Annotated in this window: 19 protein-coding genes and 1 pseudogene; 8 read left to right on the top strand and 12 right to left on the bottom strand. The window is 40.0% G+C overall.

Annotation, left to right across the window (positions count from 1 at the left end; all coding sequences use genetic code 11):
- Nucleotides 1–53 precede the first annotated feature (53 nt).
- Nucleotides 54–1,139 (bottom strand): MBL fold metallo-hydrolase, encoded by a 1,086-nt coding sequence (locus tag ACGHEH_RS15770; RefSeq protein WP_390447113.1) that lies wholly within the window; start codon nt 1,137–1,139, stop codon nt 54–56.
- 212 nt (nt 1,140–1,351) lie between these two features.
- Between ACGHEH_RS15770 and ACGHEH_RS15765 the strand changes: the two genes are divergently transcribed.
- Nucleotides 1,352–1,852, top strand: coding sequence for a CIA30 family protein (locus ACGHEH_RS15765; protein ID WP_390447110.1), 501 nt, complete (start codon nt 1,352–1,354; stop codon nt 1,850–1,852).
- 5 nt (nt 1,853–1,857) lie between these two features.
- Here ACGHEH_RS15765 and ACGHEH_RS15760 read toward each other — a convergent pair whose 3' ends face one another.
- From ACGHEH_RS15760 to ACGHEH_RS15740, 5 genes are all read right to left on the bottom strand, one after another.
- Nucleotides 1,858–2,394, bottom strand: a complete 537-nt coding sequence (locus tag ACGHEH_RS15760; RefSeq protein ID WP_390447107.1) for a GrpB family protein — start codon at nt 2,392–2,394, stop codon at nt 1,858–1,860.
- Nucleotides 2,395–2,401: 7 nt separating this feature from the next.
- Nucleotides 2,402–3,409, bottom strand: coding sequence for a hypothetical protein (locus tag ACGHEH_RS15755; protein WP_390447104.1), 1,008 nt, complete (start codon nt 3,407–3,409; stop codon nt 2,402–2,404).
- An 80-nt stretch (nt 3,410–3,489) separates the two neighbouring features.
- A complete protein-coding gene (locus tag ACGHEH_RS15750) occupies nt 3,490–6,168 on the bottom strand; it encodes an ATP-binding protein (RefSeq protein ID WP_390447102.1) in 2,679 nt (892 codons plus the stop codon).
- A 62-nt stretch (nt 6,169–6,230) separates the two neighbouring features.
- The gene (locus ACGHEH_RS15745) at nt 6,231–7,154 is read right to left on the bottom strand and encodes an ABC transporter substrate-binding protein (RefSeq protein ID WP_390447099.1); all 924 of its coding nucleotides are present in this window, start codon (nt 7,152–7,154) and stop codon (nt 6,231–6,233) included.
- A 157-nt stretch (nt 7,155–7,311) separates the two neighbouring features.
- Nucleotides 7,312–8,193: a LysR family transcriptional regulator gene (locus ACGHEH_RS15740; RefSeq protein ID WP_390447096.1), complete on the bottom strand. Its 882-nt coding sequence runs from the start codon at nt 8,191–8,193 to the stop codon at nt 7,312–7,314.
- 114 nt (nt 8,194–8,307) lie between these two features.
- Between ACGHEH_RS15740 and ACGHEH_RS15735 the strand changes: the two genes are divergently transcribed.
- From ACGHEH_RS15735 to ACGHEH_RS15725, 3 genes are all read left to right on the top strand, one after another.
- Nucleotides 8,308–8,916: a glutathione S-transferase family protein gene (locus ACGHEH_RS15735; RefSeq protein WP_390447094.1), complete on the top strand. Its 609-nt coding sequence runs from the start codon at nt 8,308–8,310 to the stop codon at nt 8,914–8,916.
- Nucleotides 8,917–9,066: 150 nt separating this feature from the next.
- Entirely contained in the window at nt 9,067–9,555 is a 489-nt protein-coding gene (locus tag ACGHEH_RS15730; protein ID WP_390447091.1) for an RNA polymerase sigma factor, read from the top strand.
- Nucleotides 9,556–9,559: 4 nt separating this feature from the next.
- Nucleotides 9,560–10,204 (top strand): hypothetical protein, encoded by a 645-nt coding sequence (locus ACGHEH_RS15725; RefSeq protein WP_390447088.1) that lies wholly within the window; start codon nt 9,560–9,562, stop codon nt 10,202–10,204.
- 63 nt (nt 10,205–10,267) lie between these two features.
- Here the strand turns inward: ACGHEH_RS15725 and ACGHEH_RS15720 are convergent, their stop codons facing one another.
- Together ACGHEH_RS15720 and ACGHEH_RS15715 are read right to left on the bottom strand one after the other, a co-directional pair.
- On the bottom strand, nt 10,268–11,389 hold the full coding sequence (locus tag ACGHEH_RS15720; RefSeq protein WP_390447086.1) for a DUF4405 domain-containing protein: 1,122 nt from the start codon (nt 11,387–11,389) through the stop codon (nt 10,268–10,270).
- A 94-nt stretch (nt 11,390–11,483) separates the two neighbouring features.
- Nucleotides 11,484–12,953: a winged helix-turn-helix domain-containing protein gene (locus tag ACGHEH_RS15715; protein ID WP_390447084.1), complete on the bottom strand. Its 1,470-nt coding sequence runs from the start codon at nt 12,951–12,953 to the stop codon at nt 11,484–11,486.
- Nucleotides 12,954–13,094: 141 nt separating this feature from the next.
- On the opposite strand from ACGHEH_RS15715, the gene ACGHEH_RS15710 reads away from it, so the two are divergent.
- The gene (locus tag ACGHEH_RS15710; RefSeq protein WP_390447082.1) at nt 13,095–15,020 is read left to right on the top strand and encodes an alpha/beta hydrolase family protein; all 1,926 of its coding nucleotides are present in this window, start codon (nt 13,095–13,097) and stop codon (nt 15,018–15,020) included.
- Between the two features lie 63 nt (nt 15,021–15,083).
- On the opposite strand, the pseudogene ACGHEH_RS15705 reads toward ACGHEH_RS15710, so the two are convergent.
- Together ACGHEH_RS15705 and ACGHEH_RS15700 are read right to left on the bottom strand one after the other, a co-directional pair.
- Nucleotides 15,084–15,295 (bottom strand): annotated as a pseudogene (locus ACGHEH_RS15705) (MmcQ/YjbR family DNA-binding protein); the annotation flags it as partial.
- A gap of 151 nt (nt 15,296–15,446) precedes the next feature.
- Entirely contained in the window at nt 15,447–15,746 is a 300-nt protein-coding gene (locus ACGHEH_RS15700; protein WP_390447079.1) for a hypothetical protein, read from the bottom strand.
- A gap of 174 nt (nt 15,747–15,920) precedes the next feature.
- On the opposite strand from ACGHEH_RS15700, the gene ACGHEH_RS15695 reads away from it, so the two are divergent.
- From ACGHEH_RS15695 to ACGHEH_RS15685, 3 genes are all read left to right on the top strand, one after another.
- Nucleotides 15,921–17,000, top strand: a complete 1,080-nt coding sequence (locus ACGHEH_RS15695) for an efflux RND transporter periplasmic adaptor subunit (RefSeq protein WP_390447076.1) — start codon at nt 15,921–15,923, stop codon at nt 16,998–17,000.
- Complete coding sequence (locus ACGHEH_RS15690) at nt 16,997–20,134, top strand: efflux RND transporter permease subunit (protein WP_390447074.1); 3,138 nt, start codon at nt 16,997–16,999, stop codon at nt 20,132–20,134. The genes ACGHEH_RS15695 and ACGHEH_RS15690 overlap by 4 nt, the downstream gene beginning before the upstream one ends.
- Before the next feature lie 154 nt (nt 20,135–20,288).
- The gene (locus ACGHEH_RS15685) at nt 20,289–21,443 is read left to right on the top strand and encodes a DUF418 domain-containing protein (protein ID WP_390447071.1); all 1,155 of its coding nucleotides are present in this window, start codon (nt 20,289–20,291) and stop codon (nt 21,441–21,443) included.
- 89 nt (nt 21,444–21,532) lie between these two features.
- Here the strand turns inward: ACGHEH_RS15685 and ACGHEH_RS15680 are convergent, their stop codons facing one another.
- On the bottom strand, nt 21,533–21,961 hold the full coding sequence (locus ACGHEH_RS15680) for a GNAT family N-acetyltransferase (protein WP_349287496.1): 429 nt from the start codon (nt 21,959–21,961) through the stop codon (nt 21,533–21,535).
- A gap of 6 nt (nt 21,962–21,967) precedes the next feature.
- On the bottom strand, nt 21,968–22,579 hold the full coding sequence (locus ACGHEH_RS15675) for a LysE family translocator (protein WP_349287497.1): 612 nt from the start codon (nt 22,577–22,579) through the stop codon (nt 21,968–21,970).
- Nucleotides 22,580–22,666 lie beyond the last annotated feature (87 nt).

Here is a 22,666-nt window from a genome sequence, read left to right as displayed (position 1 = left end):
ACTCACAAAGATAAAAAGAAAACCCAAGCTAATTTGCTTGGGCTTTTCTTGTTTTATAACTTAACTGATTCACCCTCATTCAACACATGCAGTGGAATGTTTGAACTCATCTTCTTATACATGTGCATTAAACGAAATAGTGCCGAGTGCGATGTTTTATCACCCATTTGCCATGAAGAATTACCATAACCCCATGGGATCATCACTTTACAATTTAAGTCGGCAGCTGCGATAAGTGCATCTTCTGGTGTGGTGTGTACTTTTCGATACCATTTAGGGTGCTCTTCACTATGATAAGAGGCAATAGGTATTAAACACACATCCATATTCCCGTATTTATTAGCAATGTCTTTGAAGTGCGGTGAGTAACCAGTATCTCCGGCAAAAAATAACTTCTTACCTTGGTGCTCTAACACCCAACCGCCCCAGAGTGTGGCGTCGTGATCTTCATGAATAAAAGGCACCATAATACGGCTGCTGAAGTGATTAGCTGGAACAAAGTGAACATTCACTTCACCTACTTGCTTACTCGAATACCAAGCCATTTCAGTGATTTTATAACCGTTATTCGGAAAGTGTTCAGCGAATCCAAGCGGCGTTAAAAATTCACTATTTTGACCTATGTGTGAGAGGTCGTCTTTTTTAAAATGATCATAATGAATATGCGAATACATGATGGCGTCAGTTTCATTTAGTTCACTTTGCGTGAGTGTTGCATTGGGTGTACGACTAATATCAGAAACTAGGCTAAACGCCCAATTGACGGGCCAGTCAAAGTCATCAGAAACAGGATCGAATAAAAACTGCTGACCATTTGATGTGTTAATTTTGAAGCTAGCATGACCGAGCCACTGTACTGAGAAGCCAGCATTAATAGCTATTGTGGGATTGCTGCCAGTGAAAGCGCAATTTTGCATTTCAGCACTGCATTCAATAATCGGGCTCGGCGGGTAACAATCTTTATCACAGGTGACGGGATACTCTTTAAAATCATCGTAAATATTTTTAAAGCGATCGGTATAGCCTTCAGTGGTCTTATTTTTGACTACCGCGTTTTCTGGAATGAGGGTTTCAACCTGGTTGCTGACCGAACAGCCTGCTAATGTCGCTAAAGAGAAGAGTAATGTAAACTTCTTCATTAGATTTCCTTATTATCATTTTTGCGAGATTTTAACAGGTTTAACAAAACACTCTATGGTTTTAATGTAAGCAAACATAACGGGTTAGGGGGAGTCTGTGTGTTTGATATGTAAATGCAATCTGAATGCTGACTTAGGTCGTATTGAAAGTTATATTTAATAAAGTGCGAATTGTTATGTGTTTTAAACCTGTGTTGTTCGGAGTAATTTTAATGGCGTCGTCTTCAGTATTGGCAGACACTAAACTGACTCTACTTGATTGGTTTGTGGTTAATGACACCGTCATGGGTGGCCTTTCTGAAAGTCGTTTAGTTGTTGGTGCACACTCTGTAGAATTTAAAGGCGATGTGTCTTTGCGCAATAATGGCGGTTTTGCTTCTGTTCGTACGCCATTTAATTTAGAAAATAAAAACGCGGAACAGTTAAGTGTTGTTGTAAAAGGTGATGGAAAGCAATATCAGCTTAGGCTAAGAGTTGACCAATATCTCGATGGACCTGCCTTTGTTTATAAATTTCAAACCTCAGCAAATAAAACACAAACGCTCGTTGTCACAGAAGACGACTTTACGCTCATGTACCGTGGTCGTACTTTTTACGCTGATTATAAACTCAATTTCGATGATGTCAGATCCCTAGGTTTTATGATCAGTGAAAAGCAAGTCGGTGAGTTTTCCTTAGAGGTGAAGACGATAGCTCTGCTAGGAAAAGTTTAAGGTATTTATATTGGCTTTGTTATCTCCTTCAAAATACCTTTTACAAATGGGGACTTTGCCTTGCCGTAGTCATCTTGCACAGTCAGCCCATCAGCAATAACCTGCTGTTTTGTCGCCTCGTACTGGGCGCGTGCACCTGGGTTGTTGAGCATGTGCGTTTTAAAGTTAACTTGCTTTGTATGTTCTTCGCTGCCTAATTCAATAACATGTGCATGAACTTGAAAGGTTTCATTTTTAAAAATAACAGCAATATCTTTACGAGGACGGTTTTCTGGAAAGGGTTTATTACTGTGTTGGTCGCTAAATCCTATACTTTTTAAATGCTCGACCGCTTCAGTTAGCTGACCTGCTTTATACAATATTGAAATATCAATAACTCCTTTACCTGCCACTTTAAAAGAGCTTGACCCAAAGTGTAAAAACTTAAAATCAGGGTGCGCGAGCTCTGCCATTACAGTTTGTGCAACCTCTAAAAATATGTCTCGCCAAGGGTTAAAGCTTGCAGGAACTAGCTGATAGGGAATAAATTTAATTTTTGACATGTTTTGCTCAGTTGCTTTTAGTTTGTTGTTTTATCTGTTGCTTACCAAGGTAGTTTAACAGCATGGATGGACTATCTACCCCAAGATAAACTTTTGATTTTCTACCAATTGGGTTTCTCAGTTTTATCTCAATATTAGGCACGCCTGAGAAATTATACCTGTTAACCTCATTGCTTCTTGGCACAAATTCATGATGCGGCGATACGGTTTCAATATTATCCAGCGGAATATAAAGCGGGTTATAGATTCCGTATCTAACGATTAAGTGAGTTTGAGTGAGTGAAATTGGACGGCGTGAAATAGCACGATACTCGCCAATAAACAGTACTAATCCAAAAATTGATAATAACGAGATAACATTGGCAGCCAAGGGGGACCATACAAAATGCAGAACCAGGTGTGCAATCGGGATCTCGAACGTCATCAAAAAGATAAACCCAAGTGCATTGCTTTTCGCGTCATCTTTGTTGGCATACCAAAAGTGTTGATCGCCAATATAGTTTTCACTTTTTATTTTATGGGCGTATAAGCAAAACACCCACATTCGCATATCAAATTGCATTAAGTTTAATACAGGGCCTGACTTTAACCAGCGTTTTAAAGGGGTTATCAGGCTCTCATCAGGGTCAGCGTGAGTATTTAAATTCGTTTTAATTGCAGCTATCACAGATGCAATCACAATAAGTTCAACGAAGAGGACTAAGGCTAATACCAGATAACGCGCTTGCTCTAAGTAGTGCCAAATAAACTTTTGCTGAGCAGGTATGAAGTAAGCACCAAAGAGAATGAGTAATGCGCAATAGGCTAGTGCTTTAATTGTTGCTTGTTTTTTATCTGTTAAGAAAACATAGCAAATCAAAGGGAGAGTAATGCATGCATCAACGAGTAACGGCCATTCAGGCTTGTAGCTACCATATTCATTAAGAAAAGAGGATGAATTATAAAACCAACTATAAGCCGCAACTAGGCAGAGGAGAAATAAAAAAGGTAAACGGTCAACAGAGATGTTACGCACAGATACTTCCTTTTAGGTTAAATTGACAGCCTAATATAGGTACTAATCTTATCGCCTTCTTAATTTGGGCTCAATAAAGTTTATACAGAGAAGGGCTCTAATAATGCGATAAGGTCTTCTTTGATCAGTGGCTTACTAATATATTCATCCATGCCCGCGTCAAAACACTTTTCTTTGTCGCCGTTCATAGCGTTAGCTGTCATGGCGATGATTGGAATATATTGATTATTCTCACCTGCCTCGCGTTTTCTAATTCTTCGCGTTGCCTCGTAGCCATCCATCACGGGCATTAAGCAGTCCATCAAGACTAACTCATAGTAGTTATCTTCATGCTCTTTTAATTTAGTAAGCGCTTCTAGACCATTATTTGCAAAATCAAGTTGTTCAACGGCACCGTTAAGCATCTGTGTAACGACGATTTGGTTAATTGGCATATCTTCCACTACGAGGACATGCTTGAACAGGGTTGTTTGATCTTTAGTTTGAGTTGTCGAGCTGTGAGTAACATGGCTATCCTCGGCTTGCGCTAGCCTATGCACGATATCGAGTAGAGTGCATGGGGTTTTACAGTATTTAACTTGTTGCACATCAGCTTGTTTAAAGTGCCTATCAATCGAGGTATTAAAAGGCAATAAGGTGACGGTATTAGCAATGTGTGAAGAGACAAATCTATCTATATCGTTGTTATCTTCTGTTGACCAGTTTATTACATAAAAGTGTGAAGATAATTGCTCCTCATTGAGCTTTTTAATGTACTCTTCAAGCAAAGTAATATTTTTATGTTTATGCATGGCAATATCAAACTTACTAAAAGTTCGTTCACACGCATTTAAGAAGCCCGGATGAATGTCCACAAAGTGGAAATGTTTTGCTGTGAAATCATAGAATATAGAGTGCTGTAACTGTTGATTTTCTGTGTGTTTACTTGGGATTGGCAAGGTAACGATAAACGTACTGCCTAACCCTAGTTTACTTTTTACGGCTATTTCACCGCCTAATAACTCGCAAAGCTTACTGACAATACTGAGTCCTAACCCTGTTCCACCAAATTGTCTTGTTGTGGATGTATCTGCTTGTGAAAAGTGCTCGAAAATTAAGTCACATTTATCCTCGGGTATGCCTATCCCTGTATCTGATACTTGGAGTTTCATTTCGGGGGCGTGATGAACTTTCGAGTATGCATACTGAGCTTTGACAATAATTTCACCAGACTCTGTAAATTTGACAGCATTCCCGATTAAATTAGTGAGTATTTGCTTTATTCTGACAGAATCAGAAGTGATGATCGGTAGAGTGATTTCATCAATATCTAAAATAAGTGCGATATTTTTTTCATGGGTTTGCTTGGAAAACGAAGTTGCAGTCTCTTTGATTAATTTCACGACATCAAATTCATTGATATCAATTTCTAATTTACCAGATTCAATTTTTGAAAAGTCTAAGATATCGTTAATAATGCGCATTAACGATAGCGCACTACGACTGGCGATATCAACTTGTTCGTTTTGCTCTTTATCTAAAGGGGTGCTTTTTAAAGAATCTAACATACCAAGTACGCCGTTCATAGGCGTTCTTATTTCATGACTCATGATCGCTAAAAAATCAGCTTTGGCTTTTGATGCGTTCTCGGCTTGTTCTTTGGCTTCTTCAAGTGCCCAGTTATTAAACTCCATATCTGAGGCGTATTTAGCTAATTGCTCTTCTGAGTTTTTGAGCTCAGTGACATCTTCAATACAGGCAAATATCCCCTCAACATCTCCGTTAAGTGCAAAATCAGGAGTGTAGGTAGTGATCAGATACTTTCTTACGCCGCCTATTGTGACATCAATTTCAAATGCAGTTTCATTACCTTTTAAAGCATTAAATAGATGATCTTGAATTCTGTCATAAATATCAACGGGTAGAACAGATTTGACGGTGTTTCCTACGATGTCGTGTTCATTCAACTTAAATAGCTGGCAGTAGAGTTTATTTGCAAAACGGTATTTCTCTTCATTATCTACATAAGTTAGAAGTACAGGTACATGCTGCGTGATCCCATCAATATAGTGCCGCGTTTTTTCTAATTGCTCAGCTCTTTCTTGCGATTGCTTAATGGCTTTATTATAAGAAGTTGCAACCCTCGCAATGACATCTCCACTTTGCCGTTTGATGATACCTTTAGGGATTGGTAGACCTTTTCGAATGGTAGCACCAATTTTAGTGAGGGGGCTGGTTACAAAGTAATTGAGTAGCCAAAATGACAGGCCAACCATAATAGAAATAATGATTAAAAAGTTATACGTGAAGCTGCCTAATTGTTGGTTCAGCTTTTCTTCATGTTGAGTGGAATCTATATGTATCCAAAAGTAATAAGCGCGTAATCTCCTTATTTCGGGGTCAACGAGGTATAACCAAGACAATGCATACCAGTTTTCATCATGGTGATAAATCACCCTAACTTTGTCACTTAACTGTGACTTATAATGCAATAACTCGTCTAGTTCTTTTTTTCCTAGTGTTTCTGAGTCAAGTAAGCTTCTTTTTTGAATAAAAAGCTTTTTAGATGCCACAATATCAAGAGACTCAGGGGCAATGATCATAATATCTTGAATGGCGCTATTGCTCGATAATGCGGCAAGCACGCGCTGTAAATTTTCTCTAGAGGCGTCGACTTCTGCAGAGATACTAATGCTGGTGATCACGTTATCCACCAAAGAATCAATAAAGCGCTCGTGTTGTAATCGATATTCGTCAGCAATAAAGCGTGTGAAAAGCAAAAAGGAGCTTATACCAAGCAAAAGCAAAGGTATGGTCGATTTAAGATAAAGCGAGTTTTTTATCATTTACTTTGTTCTAGTGGCATATGAAACATACTTGGCACAAAACCACATGGCTTATCGATTGATTTAATGCGCCATAAAGTCTCGCAGACTTGCTCAGTGACACTTTTAAGAAAGCTATTAGAAATTAATTCTGCTTGTGTATCACCTGTTTGCATCTCAAGGTTGTTGAAAGCATCAGAGAAATCAGCAACCTCTAAACCTTCTAATTTAGCCATTTTTGTCATAGCTTCATCTGGGTGAGTTTGAATAAATTCATAAGATAATTGCCAAACTTGCCAAAGCTTCTCTAATGTTTTTGGGTGCTGTTTTAGGTAACTTTGTGAGATGCTGACAATATCAACCACTTCTTTTGGGATCTCGCTACTGTCAAAAATGACATGGTAATTGGGATTCTTTAATAACTCCGTTGAGATGGGAGGGTAGGTAACGAACGCCGAGATATCGCCTTTGTTCATCTCCTTTATGCCAGACATTTGCTCAACATTTTTAATTGTTACGTCATCTAAGCTTAGGTGATGTTTTTGTAGGCCTCTTTGAAGTACATAAATACCGAGTGAAGAGACTTCAGTACCGATGGTTTTGCCTTTTAAGTCTTTAATTCCAGTAACTGATTTGTGAGCAATAATTGCGTCCCCGCCTAACGAGTAATCAGTAATTAACGCAATGGTAAGCGGCCTTACTGCAAAGGATTGAATCTGAATGGCTTCTATTAAGGTGCTGGTGAGGCCATCTACCTTGTTATTCAAATAAACTCTTTGCGTATCAGCTAATGAGGCAACTCTAACAAGCTCAATATTAAGCCCTACTTGTTCAAAAAAACCTTTTTCTTTTGCTAGATGAAGTACTTCATAACCCGGCCAAGGGTTGATGGCGATATGTAACGTTTGTGGTGGGTCGTTTTTGCAAGATATGAGAAACAAAAGAGAAGCAAAGAGGATTATCTTTTTTGAGAGTAGCCACATAACTTTGGGTCGAATAGCGCAATAGTATTCTTAAGTATTGACCAATTTCTGGCTCTGGCAAGGCGAACGGATTGACTTTTAGTTTGGAGCGAAGATTTTCAGGCGAAACAAGCCGTTAATAGTAACGGCTTGTTTCGCCTGAAAATCTTCGTTCAAATTGTGAAAAGTGTTCAATTAAAAAAGATTTAATAGCTATGATTTTGGCGGCTTCTTTCAAATCATAGTGATAAAGCAGCCATAAACTCCAAATGGATGGAGGTGAGGTGATATTGAGCCTTCTCAAATTCCTGTATTTAGGTTGGTCAGCTAAACCACAGGGTAATTTTGCAATACCTAGTCCTTGATCTGTCGCGCTAATTAAAGCGGCTAAATTATCAAATCGAGCGACGATTTGGGTTTTTTTAAAGTGGCTTTGATACCAACCTTTATCAAATTCTAGCTGCCATAGTAATAGGTAATCGACTTCTTTTGACTGCTTTAAGTAGCTTTCGCTGGCATAGACGCCCCAATTAGATGCGAACAGTTTTTTGCCAACCAAGTCCGATTGTGTCGGTTCAGGTGTAAACCTGAGCGCGATATCGGCTTCTCTGGCATTGAGATCTTTTTGACTGGTGCCCATCATTAAATTGAGTTGAATATGTGGAAAGCTCTGATAAAACTCATCAAGTAGCGGGAGAAAGTAATCATGCGCCAGTTCAGGGGTCAAGGCGATGTTTACCTCTCCTTGTAAACTTTGGTTTTGACCATCGAGTCGTCGCTCAATATGACCTTGCAAGCTTTTCAAATTTTCAATGTCAGGTAGCACTTCTCTGCCAATTTTAGTTAACTGGTAACCTTTTGGGACACGCTCAAATAAGGTGACATTGAAACGGGTTTCAAATGCTTGAATTCGCCTGGCAACCGTTGTGTGTGTCACATTGAGCTGCTTAGCTGCGGCTGACAAACTGCCGAGAGTAGCCAGTGCAAGAATATATTGATAATCGTCATCTAAGTTCATCTGTGCATTTTTGCACAAAAGATATGCAAGAAGTAGTAATTTTTTTCCTCAAAAAAAGTCGTAAATTAATCCTAAATAAACCTAAAGCTAAACGACTTATTAAAAGGATGAATTATGTATACCCTTTATCATTGCCCAATTACGTGCTCTACAGCCGTATTAATTACTTTAGAGATTATTGGTGTGGAGCATAATGTTGAGATCATCGATCTATTTCAGAATGAACAATTTAGTGAACATTTTTTAGCAGTAAACTCACTCGGTAAAGTACCGGTGTTAAAAACTGATGAGCATATTTTAACCCAAGGTGAAGCGATATTAATTCATTTATCGCAAAAACATCCTGAGGCTAATTTGATGCCAGACTTAGCAACCATAGAGGGCGCAGAGGCACTTAAGTGGTTAAATTTTGTGGCGTCAACGGTGCATGGGCATTTTTCACGTGTGTTTCAGCCAGAGCGTATTGCCAATGAACATGAGGTGGTTAAAGCCAATGCCGAAGAGGAGTTAGTGAAATTATTCGGGTTGATTGAAAAACAGCTTCAGCAACAGCCATTTTTAGCAGGCTGCTTACCAACATTTGCTGATTATTACCTCGCGGTGATATTAGGGTGGGATAGAATGTTGAGCTTCGATTTAGCTGAGCGTTTTCCTGAATTAAAAGATTATAAACAACGCTTACAGCAAGCGAAGACCAATTCACCGACATTATTATCACTCTAGCCCTTTTATAGCCAAGCCATCTGTTAGATTTAGTGGCTTGGCGACTTATTAGTGCGACAAAACCTTTCCTTCGAAAAAAATTTCCTACAAGCTGTAATAAATAACACCTGCTATCTACTAATTAGAAAAATACAAAATGGAACGAGGTGAATGGGAAGCGATTTTTATCAGCAATCAATACTGCCCTTTGCGGGGATCATTATCAAAATTTGTCGGGCATACACCCATAACCAAGAAGATTTTGAAGATTACTACCAAGAGGTGTGCCTGCAAATTTGGCGAAGTAGAGACAATTTTAATGCTGAGTCTAAATGGTCAACATGGATTTATAAGGTGGCTTTAAATGTTTGTTTGACCCATTTAAAACAGCGTAAAAAAGGCGAGCAGCAGTTTGTGTCTGATGCTTTACCTGATGAAGTACATGACGACGCCAAGGCATTTGGTTCTGATGATATTAACCTACTTTATAACGCCATTAAGCATTTGTCAGAGATAGATAGAGCAGTGATCCTGCTTTATTTAGAAGAGAAATCTTACGCTGAAATTGGCGAAATTATTGGTGCTAACACAAACAGTATTGGCGTACGCATTACGCGTATTAAAGAAAGATTAAATAAGTTTATAAAAGCGCAGGAGTGAACACATGAGTAAGTCTATTGAAGCAATGTGGAAACAAGGTTTTGTGACTGAGGGTGAGCTATCAGCACCAAAAGTGAACGACTTATATAATAGGAAGTCGCAAAATATCGTAGATAAACTGCAAAAGATGTTTGCAGTTAATATTAAAGCCATTGTGATTGGTGCTTTAGTCATGCTGGTGGTGATGAGTTTAATTGGAGCACCTTGGTTAGGCTTGTATATCTGTGTATTGCTAGCACCGCTTGTGCTGATAGCGAGAAAAGAGCTCACTAAATCGCATAACTTATCGAAAGGGCAGAGCAGTTTAGAGTATTTAGAGAGCTTTGATGCTTGGCTTAAAAACTCAATGGATACATATTCGAAGTACTACCGATTTTTTTATCCGCTGTTTTATATCGGTATGGTAACACAAGGGCTAGCGAGTAATGCGGGTAGTAAAGTGATGGCTTTGTTTTTGAAGCATTATCCGACAGAGTATGTATTGTTAGATATTCCAGGTTATGTTTGGGCGGTTATCACAGTGCTGTTTTTGTTGGTCGTGCGATATTCAGAAGCTTTGTATCGGTTAGACTTAGACATCATTTACGGTAGACAATTTAAAAAGCTGGAAGAATTAATCACAGATATGCGTGCTTTAAAAGCACAGTAGTAATGTGCCCAGCACCTTAAATATTATAACTGAAAAGCGCAGCCAGTTGGCTGCGCTTTTTTGTTATAGGGAATGAGAGATTAAGATCCTGTCAACTAACTCTAGTGCGGTGGTGAAGTTACTGAGATCAGCACGAACATCGCCATCTTTGCCTGAATGGTGACCGTGACCGATAAGCTGCATTTGTTGTAGTTTACTTGGCTGGTCAAAATCGACGATGGCTTGATAAATAAGCGAGGGTTGCGCAGTGTAGCCGTCGCCTGAATATACAGGATCATCAGGGAAGCGGTCACTACTGTAGTAAGTGTTGTAATCGAATGAATGGTTTATCTCAAATCGAATACGGTATTGACCTGTCAGTGAGGTCGGCAGCTGAATTGAATAAATGAAATTATCTGTCATGGTTGCACCACTAAAGCCGTCGACAACCAGTTTATTATCTGTTGGCAGGTAGAAGCCATTACTGGCTTGCACACCAAGTTGATGTAAAAACACAGGCAGCGATTCAGGGCGCATGCGAGTATCTTTTGATTTTGCATCTTCACCACCGGTTAAGGCCTCTCTACCAATTGCATTTTCGCCGATCAGTAAATGTTCATTAAATATTTGGTCAGGATTTACTTTCGATACTTTGTTGGTGAAGTTATTGGTGGCGATTTTTTCTGTGACGTAGAGCGGCTGAACAAACTTACCTTCTAAGGTTTCTAACCAAAACGCATATTGTGGCCACATAAAGTAAGGGCCTTTTTTCAGTTCTAAGGTAATTGTTTGTCCGCTCGCTTTTGCTGGGGTAATTACACGCTCGACATATTTTAGTTCTTTATCTTGGTCGGCTTTATCTGCGGCTTTTAGGGTTTGGCCCCAAGTGTAAACTTGCATTGCAGGTGGCAGGGCGAAAAATGGTGACGCCAACAAATAACCTACCAATAAAACGGCCAGTGGCATGGCAAAACTGACTTTGCCCGTATGCTTCTTTAGCGGATTTAAATAAGCGAAGAGGGGTTTTGAATTTTTAAATAAGTGCCATACGACGACTAAAATCATAGCCGTGCCTATTAAAGTATGAATAAGCGCAATGACAGCATCATGTTGCTGACTGTATAACAATACAGAGGTAACCAACATAACAATGAAGGCTAAAAACAGTAGGGTGCCGATAAATACTCGGGCATTAAAAAATGACATAGTGACTCCTTTTGAATTACCCCCTTATCGCTTAAGGAAGGCAATAAAAGCCACTAAAGCTTTCTAAAATTATCTAAGGTTATTGATTTTATTATTAATAATTTAGAGTATTTAAATACTTAAGCTGCTTTGTTAGCGCTCGACTTTTAGCTATTTGCTTGGCTGTGCTTAATGCGGTGTTGAACTCCTCGAGTCTGTTTTGTTTCTTGGCAAGCAAAGCAAGGCTTGCCCAAACACTGCTTTCGCCAACTGGGCAGCGTAAAACTTGATGATGTTTTTTTGCTTCGAGGTAATACGCTTTTGCTAATTCGTATTGACCTTGATGCTGTGCAATACGCGCCAACAGATCCTTCGAGTAGGCCATAAATAGCCAATCATTATTGCTCAGAGCTACTTGCAAAGCTTGCTCAACCCTTTGCTTAGCTAGCTCGTCATCTCCCTCAATAATGGCGTGAATGGCATTGAGATAATGCAAGCGGCTTAATTCATTTTTGTCATTGAGTTTTTGAGCGAGTGGAACAGCCAACATAAGGTGTTTTTTTACTGCAGGGTAATCTTTTAACTCAAAGAGTGTGTTGATTAAGAGCCGTTGCGCAGTCAGGTTTTCAGGATCATGTGCAATAATACTCTCAAGCAAAGGTTTTGCTGCTAGGTGGTTATCTTCAAGCTTTAGGTCAATGGCAACCCCCAACATCTCATGATTAAAATCGGCATGATAGTTGTTGGCTTGTAGGGAGCTTTCTTCACCTAATTGTTCTGCTACTTTATCGCTAAATTCATCAATTACATCTTGAATATTACGACCAAATAACACACCTTTCTGTTGCGTATTCTTATAATGCAGCGCATAACTTAGCTGATAGTCATGAGGTGATCCGGACAATTTTGACGAGACAACTAGTTCAGCACCAGAGACGGTAAATATTTGTCTAATATGCTCAGGTTGAACATTGCTCAAGGGCGCGCCTGCTCGCTCTAGCACTTCCAGCACATAATCGGTCTGTAATACACCATGCGCTTGATTATTGGGTAAACGCTGTATGACTTGGTCCATTAACCCTAAACGAACCCAGCTATGGTCGTTGCCTTCAATTTGATTTTGTGTTGGCAGTATGACGACAGAGCCAGTCACTGTATTTGGTTGAGATTGCTCAGGCTGTTTAAAAGTAGAGTAATGCAGCATAAATGCAAAGGTAATTAAAGCGAAGCAGATAATCACTTTAATAGTGTGTCGGTTGGACTTATATTTTGGGTCAGGGGTAGAAAGTTTAGAGACATCAGGTAACCACACATATCCTTGCTTGGGTATGGTTTTTATAACTTCTCCATTGATAAATATCTGTCTTAGTTCATTGATCGATTGAAATACAACTTGCTCGGCGACAACAGAGTCAGCCCACACAGTATCAAGAATGTGCTGTTTACTAACAGGTTTTCCTGCATTTTCTAGAAGCAATATCAATAATTGGCAAGTCTTCGGGCGAATAGTAATCCCTTCGCCGCCTATGCTTCGCAGCGTTAAAGCTTGAGGATTAATATAATAATCTAAAGTTTGATACTGCAATGCGTTGTCCGATTTTACTTTTTTAGCAAAGATACAGTAAAAGAACCGCGAAGTTAATCAAGTACATTATTGAGATAGGTACAACACTGGGTTAATATTTTTGGTGAATTCAATTAATAATAACAATGATTAGGGATGATTATGCTCAAGCATGCTTTATTTCTTACCTTTATAACAACGCTCTTTGGGGCTTCAGCCTCTGCGCAAACCTCACTTAAAAGTACATTACCAATAGAAGCGCATGCTAGTTTAGCGAATGCTTCTCAGATGAACTTATCGCCAAATGGAAATAAAGTAGCTTTTGTACAAAATGGCGAAGGCACGTTATTTCTAGTGGTTTTTGACTTAATAACGGGAAAAAAGCGTTTTATTTCCAAAACCGATAACTTATCAGTCACTCTGAATTGGTTCGATTGGCTTAATAATGATGTGTTATTGATGGGAGTTTCCTCTACTGTTTCTGAAAGGGGCATCCGTTACAATGTATCGAGATTACTAAAGTTTGACTTAAGAACTGATGATGAGACAAAAAATGTTATTCGCATAGGCCGCAGGTCGCATAACTCGCAATTTCAAGATAATGTCATCAGTATGTTACCTAACGATCCGGAGCACGTTTTATTATCAATTGATTTAGACACCCCAAACAAACCCAGTGTATTTAAAGTTAATGTACAAACGGGTAAGCGAAAACGTATTGAGCGCCCGAAAAAGAATATCGATGGGTGGATTGCTGATAGGCAAGGTAAAGTGCGTATTATGCGCCAAATTGACGATACGCTTGTTACCTATAGTTTGAAAGATCTTAATACTAACAAATGGAAAAAGTTATTTGAGTATGAGGTATTTTCTGCCAATAAAGTTACTTTGCTAGGGTTTGATAAAAATCCGAATATCTTATATTTCAAAGCCATTTATAAAGATAAAGATGCACTATTTAAAATGGATGTGACAGATCCAAAGCAAACACGTGAACTGGTTTATCATGACGAAAATTATGACGTTGATGGCTCATTGGTTTATTCAGAAGTAACTAATGAAGTAGTTGGTTTCTCGCACTCAGGTTTTGATGACTTAATGAAGTACTGGGACGAAGATCTTGATAAGCTTCAGCGCTCCATCAATAAAGCCATTCCAGACTCAACAAATGTGATAATAGATACAGATGTGACTGGGCAAGTTTATATTCTCTACACCACTTCAAGTGATCACCCCGGTGCGTATTTATTAGGTGACCGTAATAAAAGCTCACTAGAGTATATCATTTCAAAGTATCCTTTAATTGAAGGAGAACTTTATAATGGTAAGAACAATGTTGAATATATAGCACGAGATAAAACAAACATTGAAGGCTATTTAACTTTTCCAGCCGATTATGAAAAAGGCAAAGCTTACCCTGCCATTATATTGCCCCATGGGGGACCAATGGCTAGAGACTATGCGGGCTTTGACTATTGGTCAGAATTTTTTGCACACCATGGTTACTTAGTTTTTCAGCCAAACTTTAGAGGATCATCGGGTTATGGTTTCAGCTTTGAAAGTGCTGCAATTGGTGGCTGGGGTGAAGCTATGCAAGATGACCTGCAAGATGCTGCAAACTGGTTAGTAGCGCAAGGCTATACAAAGAAAGATAAAATGTGTATTGCAGGTGGTAGTTATGGCGGTTATGCATCATTAATGGCTTTGGTAAAACATCCGGATACTTTTCAGTGTGCAGCAAGTTTTGCTGGTGTCGCCGATCTAAACTATATCTATTACCAAGCAAGAAACTTCACGAATAAAGACATTGTTCGTAAGCAAATAGGCACAGATAGAGACAAGTTAGCAAGTGTGTCACCTATTAACTTTGCAGAGAAATTTACTAAGCCGGTATTACTAATACATGGTTCACAAGATAGCGTAGTATCTGTGAGACACAGTCGTGAGATGGCCGAAGAGCTTGAAGATGCAGATAAAGAGGTAAAATATATCGAGCTTGAAGATGGTAGCCACTACTTGGAGTATCAACCATATAGGATTAGAACGTTACAAGAAATGCTGGTTTTCTTTAATAAACATTTAATGTAACCCTAAATATCTTGAAGAAAAACCAGTATTGCTTTGGGTGTAATACTGGTTTTTATTATTGTTTTAAAGCTTCAGTAAAATTGACGTTTGTGCTTTCTTTGGCATTTTCTCGACCACTAACATAAACGAGTTATCTACCATACGCTCTATGTCACTTTTGCAATAGAACCGTCGAGTATGACGGTATTCCAAAGTCGTTTATTCATGTGATAGCCGGGTATCACGGCATCGAAAATATCTCTCAAAATATGTGCTTCATCGGGATTGCACTCAAGGGCGTGTTTACCTTTGAGGTATGAATTTTGTTCAAATCAAAGGCTTTCAATACGCGAAATGAGCTACGCAGCATATCGGGTTATGTAAGTGGCTAATGACAAAGTAGTGGAAGCTTTTGGTTGAACTCTACGATCAGCGCGAGTTGGACATTTATTCGGCGTTATCGGCTGACTTACATAGAATAACTATGCGGGGCAACCCTTGCCACGCAGCCTCTGCCAAGCCTAAATACCCAACTCGCAGCTGCAAAAACACACAGCAAAGGTCAACACGCCCTAAATTCATCCACCAATGTGGGTTTTCTTCAGTGCCTTTGCCCATTTTTCCCAGTGATAAAGTCGCGAACATTTTCCCTTTCACTTTATAGATATCGACCCCTTCACCAAAAGGTTGGCTAACGGTAGTTTCGGGCATTGAGATTAAATATTCATGTGCTTTAAGGTGATCCATCGTCTAGTGTTAACCCTTTAATAATATTAAATCAAAACTCAGTTCGTTTGGACATTAATTTGACATAATTGGTTGTAGGTTAATAGATAATAATTAGGGTCTTATCGCAAAATTGCTGAGTATCGGATAAGAATCAATTACATTACTGCTAATAATTATCATTTGAGGTTTGCTATGCGTTTTGTGCAGTTGTCGTTGCTTTGGTTTGTAACCATAGTGGCAGTCGGTTTTTATAGTGATTCGGCAAAAGCTGAGTCTATTGAAGTAGATGTGGTTTATCCTGAGCGAGTAGTTGATGCTGGGTTAACATTAACGGGATCGATCAGTGCAGTACATAATGCACAATTAGCGAGTCAGCAATCTGGTGTTGTGGCTAATATTCTAGCTGAAGCTGGTGATGTGGTCACACAAGGTCAGCTGTTACTCTCTTTAGACGATACCTTAGTGCAGTTGCAATTTGAACAAGCCAGTTCAGAGCTGAATATAGCTCAGGTGGCATTACAAGAAGCGCAGCGTTTACATCAAGAATTAACAGCACTGTCAAAACGTCAATTGGTCGCACAAACTTTATTGGCAGAGCGCAAAGCAAATATTACTAAAGCTGATGCAGAATTAAAAAATGCTAAGGCGAAGCTCGCACTTCAGCAAGAGCTTCTAAATCGTCACCATATTAAAGCGCCATTTGCAGGCGTGGTGACAGATCGTATGGTTGATGTAGGGGAGTGGATAGGTACTCAAAACCATGTATTTAATCTCATCTCAAGTGATAAGTTGCGTGTAGAGCTCGCTGTTCCTCAGAAGTATTATTCTCATTTATCACAAGCGATCCCGATTTATGCAAAGATCCAAAGTCAAAACAAAGCAGAAGGTATCATAAATAGTCAGGTTGAGCGCGTAGTTGCATCAGTCGATACTGTAAATCGGACATTCAAGGTATTTGTGTCATTACCAAAGCATAATACTTTTGTGGTGGGCAGCTCAGCACAAGTGACCATTCAATTACCAGCCATTGAAAATACGCAGGTTTGGTTACCTAAATCTGCGTTAAAGCGTCACCCTGATGGTGGCTATAGCATTTTTGCAGTGAATAACAATACAGCAGAGCGCGTATTTGTTGAGGTTACGCAGCAGCAAGCAGAGCGAGTAGCAGTCAAAGGGGCATCAGTCTCGCAGCAATACATCAAAGCAGGCGTTGAGTTACTGCAAAACGGTGTAAAAGTATCTGTGAAAAACAGTTCAGGTAACGCGTTATGATTGAAGGAGCTGTCAAACGCGGTGTACTTGTCACCGTGATCGTATTAATCAGTTGTATTTTAGGCTTGGTTGGCGCGTTAAATATACCCGTGCAGATGATCCCTGATTTAGAAGTACGCACTATCACAGTTCAAACAGGGTGGGCGGGCGCAACGCCTCAAGATGTTGAAAAAGAGATATTAATTGAACAAGAGCGTTATTTAAGAAGTCTACCAAACTTAAAACGCATGGTGTCTTATGCTCGAATGGGCAGTGCTGAAATTGAACTAGAATTTCCGTTTGGCGTTGATGCCAATGATGCGCTTATTCGGGTAAATAATGCTTTAAGTCAGGTTCCCAATTACCCCGAAAATGTCGATCAGCCAAGATTATTTTCGAGTTCTTTCTCGGGCAATGCGTTTATGTATTTTGTACTTAAACCACTGCCAGGGAACCCGCTCAATCTGGATGTTGATTTATTAAGAGATTTTGCAGAAGACTTTATTCGACCGCGAATGGAAAGCGTGTCAGGTGTATCTGAAGTGAGAGTGGGCGGTGGTGCGCAAAGACAAATTCAAATAAAGGTTGATGCAGAGCAACTTGCGCATCGTGGAATTAGTCTCAGTGAATTACGAAATGCGATTAGAAATCGTAATCGAGATGCATCGGCAGGTGATATTGAAAGTGGTACCAGCCGATACTTATTGCGTGTTGTCGGGCGTTTTGAGCAGTTGACCGAACTTGAAAACTTGATAATTCGCAGTCATAACAATGCTAATATTTATCTTAAAGATGTTGCAACAGTGACTTTAGATCACTTTGAAACTCGCAGTCTGTCTTATAATGTGGGGGAGCGTACATTAAGCCTATCGGTTCGCCGTGAAAGTGGCTCAAATGTTTTGGCGATTAAAGATGATATGTTGCCAATAATTGATGAATTAAATCAGCAACTGCTAAGACAAAACGGCCTAAGCCTAACGCTCATGAGTGATGATGTGCAGTATGTACGAAGCTCTCTCGAAAATGTGTGGTTTAACTTGATCCTTGGTGGCTTGCTGGCAACCTTGGTGATGTACTTCTTCTTACGTTCAGGGCGCGCTACCCTAATTGGCGTGTTGGGTATCCCTATTTGTACTATCGCCGCGTTTTTAGCTTTAATGAGCTTTGGTCGCACCATCAATGTGATTTCTTTGGCGGGTGTTGCATTTGCGATAGGTATGACGGTTGATAATACCATTGTGGTGCTTGAGTCAATATTTCAAGCCAAAAAGCAAGGGAAAGGCAAGCGCCAAGCCGCCATTAGCGGTGTAAAAGAAGTTTGGCCTGCAGTTTTGGCCTCAACGGCAACAACAGTACTGGTATTTGCCCCGATCTTGTTTGTCCAACAAGAAGCTGGTCAGTTGTATTCAGATATTGCCATTGCTATCTGTGGGGCAATTATTGCTTCTATGCTAGTGGCTATTTTTGTCGTTCCTGTCGCCTTGGCACGTCTTGACAAGCAAGTAGTTGCTAGCGAAAGCGCTAAGCACAGTAAGGTTTATGGTCAAGTTTGGTTGAAATGTGCGAGATTCTTTACTCAATCAAAACAGCGAGCGCGTATAGCCTCTGCATCATTCATTGTGTTGATTTTAAGTGCTGCTTATACCCTGATGCCAGCAGCCGAATATCTGCCTGAAGGGGAAGAGCCAAAAGCATTTTCTATGATGATAGCCCCACCTAATTACAACCTTTCTGAAATGGAGCGCATTGGTAGTGAGCTAAGAACGTATTTTGCAGACTACGTAAAAGCGGATGGTGCTGCTTTTGCAAATGGCGAGACAGATATGCCACCACTCGCTTATTATTCGATGTCTGTATCAATTGGTCGCATTTGGTTTTTAAGTGCACCAGTCGATCCTGCCCATATTAATGAGATGATGGATGCCATCACCACTAAGTTTAGAAGTTACGACGGCATGCGTGCGTTCTCAGCACGCGGTTCGATTATTTCCAGTAATGATGGTGGTACACGTGCAGTCGCGGTAGACATTGCAGGCAATGACATTGAAGACTTGTATCGTGCCGCAGAAGCCGTATACGATCAAGCAAATCAAGTATTTGATAATCCGCAGATTAATTCGAACCCAGGCTCGTTAACCCTTGATCAACCTCTGATAGAGATCCAACCTCGCTGGCATCGTTTGGCTGAACTGGGGATCAGTAGCCGAGACTTTGGTTATGCCGTCGCAGCCATGAGTGATGGGGCGTTTGTTGATGAGTTTATTTTAAATGACGACAAAGTGGATATTTTTTTATTTAGTGGCGCAGGTGCCAAACAAACCTTAGAACAGCTTGAGAGTATGCCAATTGTGACGCCACAAGATGAAGTCTTACCGCTGAATGCGCTGGCTGACTTGGTTGAAAGCAAAAATAGTAACTCAGTAAGACGCGTAGATGGTAACCGAACAGTGACGGTTTACATTATTCCACCAAGAGACGTAGCGTTAGAAGCAGCAGAAGAAAAGGTTCGCACCGAGCTACTGCCCACACTTTGGCAACAAGGCAAGATTGCCCAAGGCATTAAAGTCAGTATCAGCGGTGCTGCAGATCAGCTTGAAGCAACTAAAGTGTCGTTATCGGGCAACTTTTTGATTGCATTGATGTTGAGCTATTTACTCTTGGTGGCCATTTTTACTCATTGGCGTTACCCGTTATTTATTCTAGCGACTGTACCGCTAGGCATGGCGGGTGGCTTACTGGGTCTTGTGATGGTGAATGGCTTAAACTCAGGGCTTGCAAGTTTAGGTATGCAAACCTTTCATCAGCCGTTTGATATGATCACCATGTTAGGCTTCTTAATCTTGTTGGGCACCGTAGTGAACAACCCGATTTTAATTGTTGACCAAACGCGTCGCTTTATTGTCGATAATGGCTTACCTGTGGTTGAAGCTGTCAGAAAAGCAGTCGAAAAGCGTATTAAGCCCATCTTAATGTCTACAGCGACCACTATCTTTGGCTTAGCGCCTTTGGTGTTGATCCCGGGTGAAGGTACTGAGCTCTATCGTGGTGTGGGTATCATAGTGCTAAGCGGTATTTTGGTTTCGACCCTACTTAGCATTAGCTTTTTACCAGCATTTTTAGTTGCCATTCTTGATAACAAGCGCACAGGTAAATAGGGATCACATAACTGAGAAGTTAAGAAAGCGCCTGTGTTATATACGCAGGCGTTTATATTTATTTAATCATGACAATTCTTTACAACTTAGCTATGCCATTTTAGAAGCTAAACGATATGATGGTACAAAGTATATCTAATTTGTGAGGGAAAACATGCGAATCCAATCTATTGATGTTTTAAGGGGCATTGCCATATTAGGCATTTTGCTGATGAATATTTACTTTCATGGCATTATCACAGTGGGCTATGTACCTTTTGATATCACACCTCAAACAGATATGTGGGTTGATACCTTCAATGCTATTTTTGCCGATGGGCGATTTAGAACACTGTTCTGTATCTTATTTGGTGCGGGTTTAGCCATTCAAATGAAAAGTTGTGAAAAGAAAGGATTTAATTCTCAAGACTTCTTAAAATCACGACTTAACTGGTTGATAGTTTTTGGCTTTATCCATGGTGTGTTTATTTTTGGTGGCGACATCCTTTTATTCTATGCTGTATGTGGCTTGGTCATACTGAAAAATCTCACTCTACCAACACAAGAGCTTTTCAAAAAGGCGAGAAACTGGCTAATTATCGGCGCAGTATTAAGTACTGTGTTCACTATCTTGATCTTGCTGGCAGCGGAGTTTATTCCAAATTCATTTCGTGGTTCTGAAGATTTTATGCAGGCATATAATGAGTGGGTTGGTAATTATGGCTTCCAAGTCATCTCACAAGCGTCAGTCGTTGCCATGATCATTTTTTCCGCACCATTTTGGGTGTTTTGGCAAGCAGCAGGTTTAATGCTACTCGGCGTATATTTCTACCGCATTGGCTTTTTTAAGCGAGGCTTAAACGCGAAACAGTTTAAGTTGACACTGATTTTGGCTGCCGTTTTAACTTCCTTAGACATTGTGACTCGTTTTATTTATTTGGGTGTTGGCAATCAAGCAAGTTCGTTGCTGGCAAGCATCTCTGCAATTTTTATGTCAATTCTATATATTCATGGTGTGATCTATTTACTTAAAAACAACCACCGTTGGATAGAAATCTTCAAAGCACCGGGACGCATGGCGTTTACGCTTTACATTATGCAATCTGTTGTTTTAGCGGTTCTACTTCGTTGGGTTTTCCCTGAGGTTCACTTATCAGCGTCGATGATTGATTACTTGGCAATGGCTGTGGGGATGATCCTTTTCCAGCTTGTTTTTGCCAATTGGTATCTTAGTCAATTCAAACAAGGTCCGCTTGAAGCCTTGTGGCGAAAAGCGTATTTAGCAAGTTTTGCAAAGAAGCAAGCTAAGTTGCAGCCAGCAGAAAGTTAATTACATTAAATGGGCTGGCTTGGCAAAGGCTGGCCCATTATTTTGTTTCATTTAAACTTTGGTTAATACCAACCTTCAAAATAGACCTCTTAATTAAAAGGGTTGCAATAAATATCTGTTACATACTTCTCCATGGCAATTTCTGGGTTGGCTAATCCATTAAACCCAAATTGCTGATACAGACTATGGGCGTCTTTGGTGGCTAACGTAAAACGTCTTAACCCTTGCAGCTCAGGGTGTGTCATCACAGCATCAATTAGCTTCTTACCTAACCCTTGGCCGCGATAGGGCTCAAGTACAAACACATCTAATAAATTGGCAAAGGTAGCGTGATCAGTTACTACACGGCAAAAAGCCAACAATTGTTTGCCATCGACTAGCGCAAAACACAAAGAATGATCTATCGCCCTTTTTAGCCGCGTTTCGTCTATGCCTTTACTCCAATAGCTACGCTCTGACAAAAAACTAAAGACTTCTTTAAATTGTAATGGGGTCAATTGGTGAGCTAATTGCATCATCGCCTCCTATGCTATAAAGATTAGGGGTAAACAACCAAGTAATAGAACCGCCATGATCAGGTTAAATCGCTTCAGACTCTGAGGTGATTGTAAGTACTTGCTGATGTATTTACCTGTCGTCACCCAAAATAATGCGCAGCAGATTCCAACAATATTAAAAATGATTAAGCCCATAATGGCAGAGTACCAATACAGGTCGCCAGGTAAGGTCAGTGCACTACATACTGAGATGATCATGGTGAGTGATTTTGGATTAACGATTTGAAATAGCGCCGCTTGTTTAATACTCATCGGCTCGGCAAGCAGCGAATCTTGCTTCTTTAGCGTGCTAGTGCGAGCAATTTTTACCGCAAGATAAACGATATATAGCGATGCCACTACTTGCAAAGTGGCATGAAGTACAGGCAGAGCTAAGAACAAACTTCCTAAGCCAAATAGCATAATGATATGGATTGCGGTCATGCCGACGCGAATACCAATGACATGATTAAGTGAGCGCTTAACACCAAAGTTAGCACCAGAATAAGTCAGTAAGATATTGTTAGGTCCCGGTGTAAAAGCGGCGGCGAAACAAAATAAAATAAGGGCTGGTATTAAAGTAAGCAACTCGGCACTCATGGTAAAACGCTCCTAAGTATTGTATTGATACAATTAATTGTTTTGTACTTACCTTATTAATTGTCATAATGCTTAAAAAGCAGCAAT

The sequence above is a fragment of the Pseudoalteromonas sp. MTN2-4 genome (assembly GCF_042848605.1).
In the GTDB taxonomy this organism is placed as follows: Bacteria; Pseudomonadota; Gammaproteobacteria; order Enterobacterales; family Alteromonadaceae; genus Pseudoalteromonas.
Note: the sequence above shows the minus strand (reverse complement) of the source record. Positions and strands in the feature narration are given on the sequence as shown.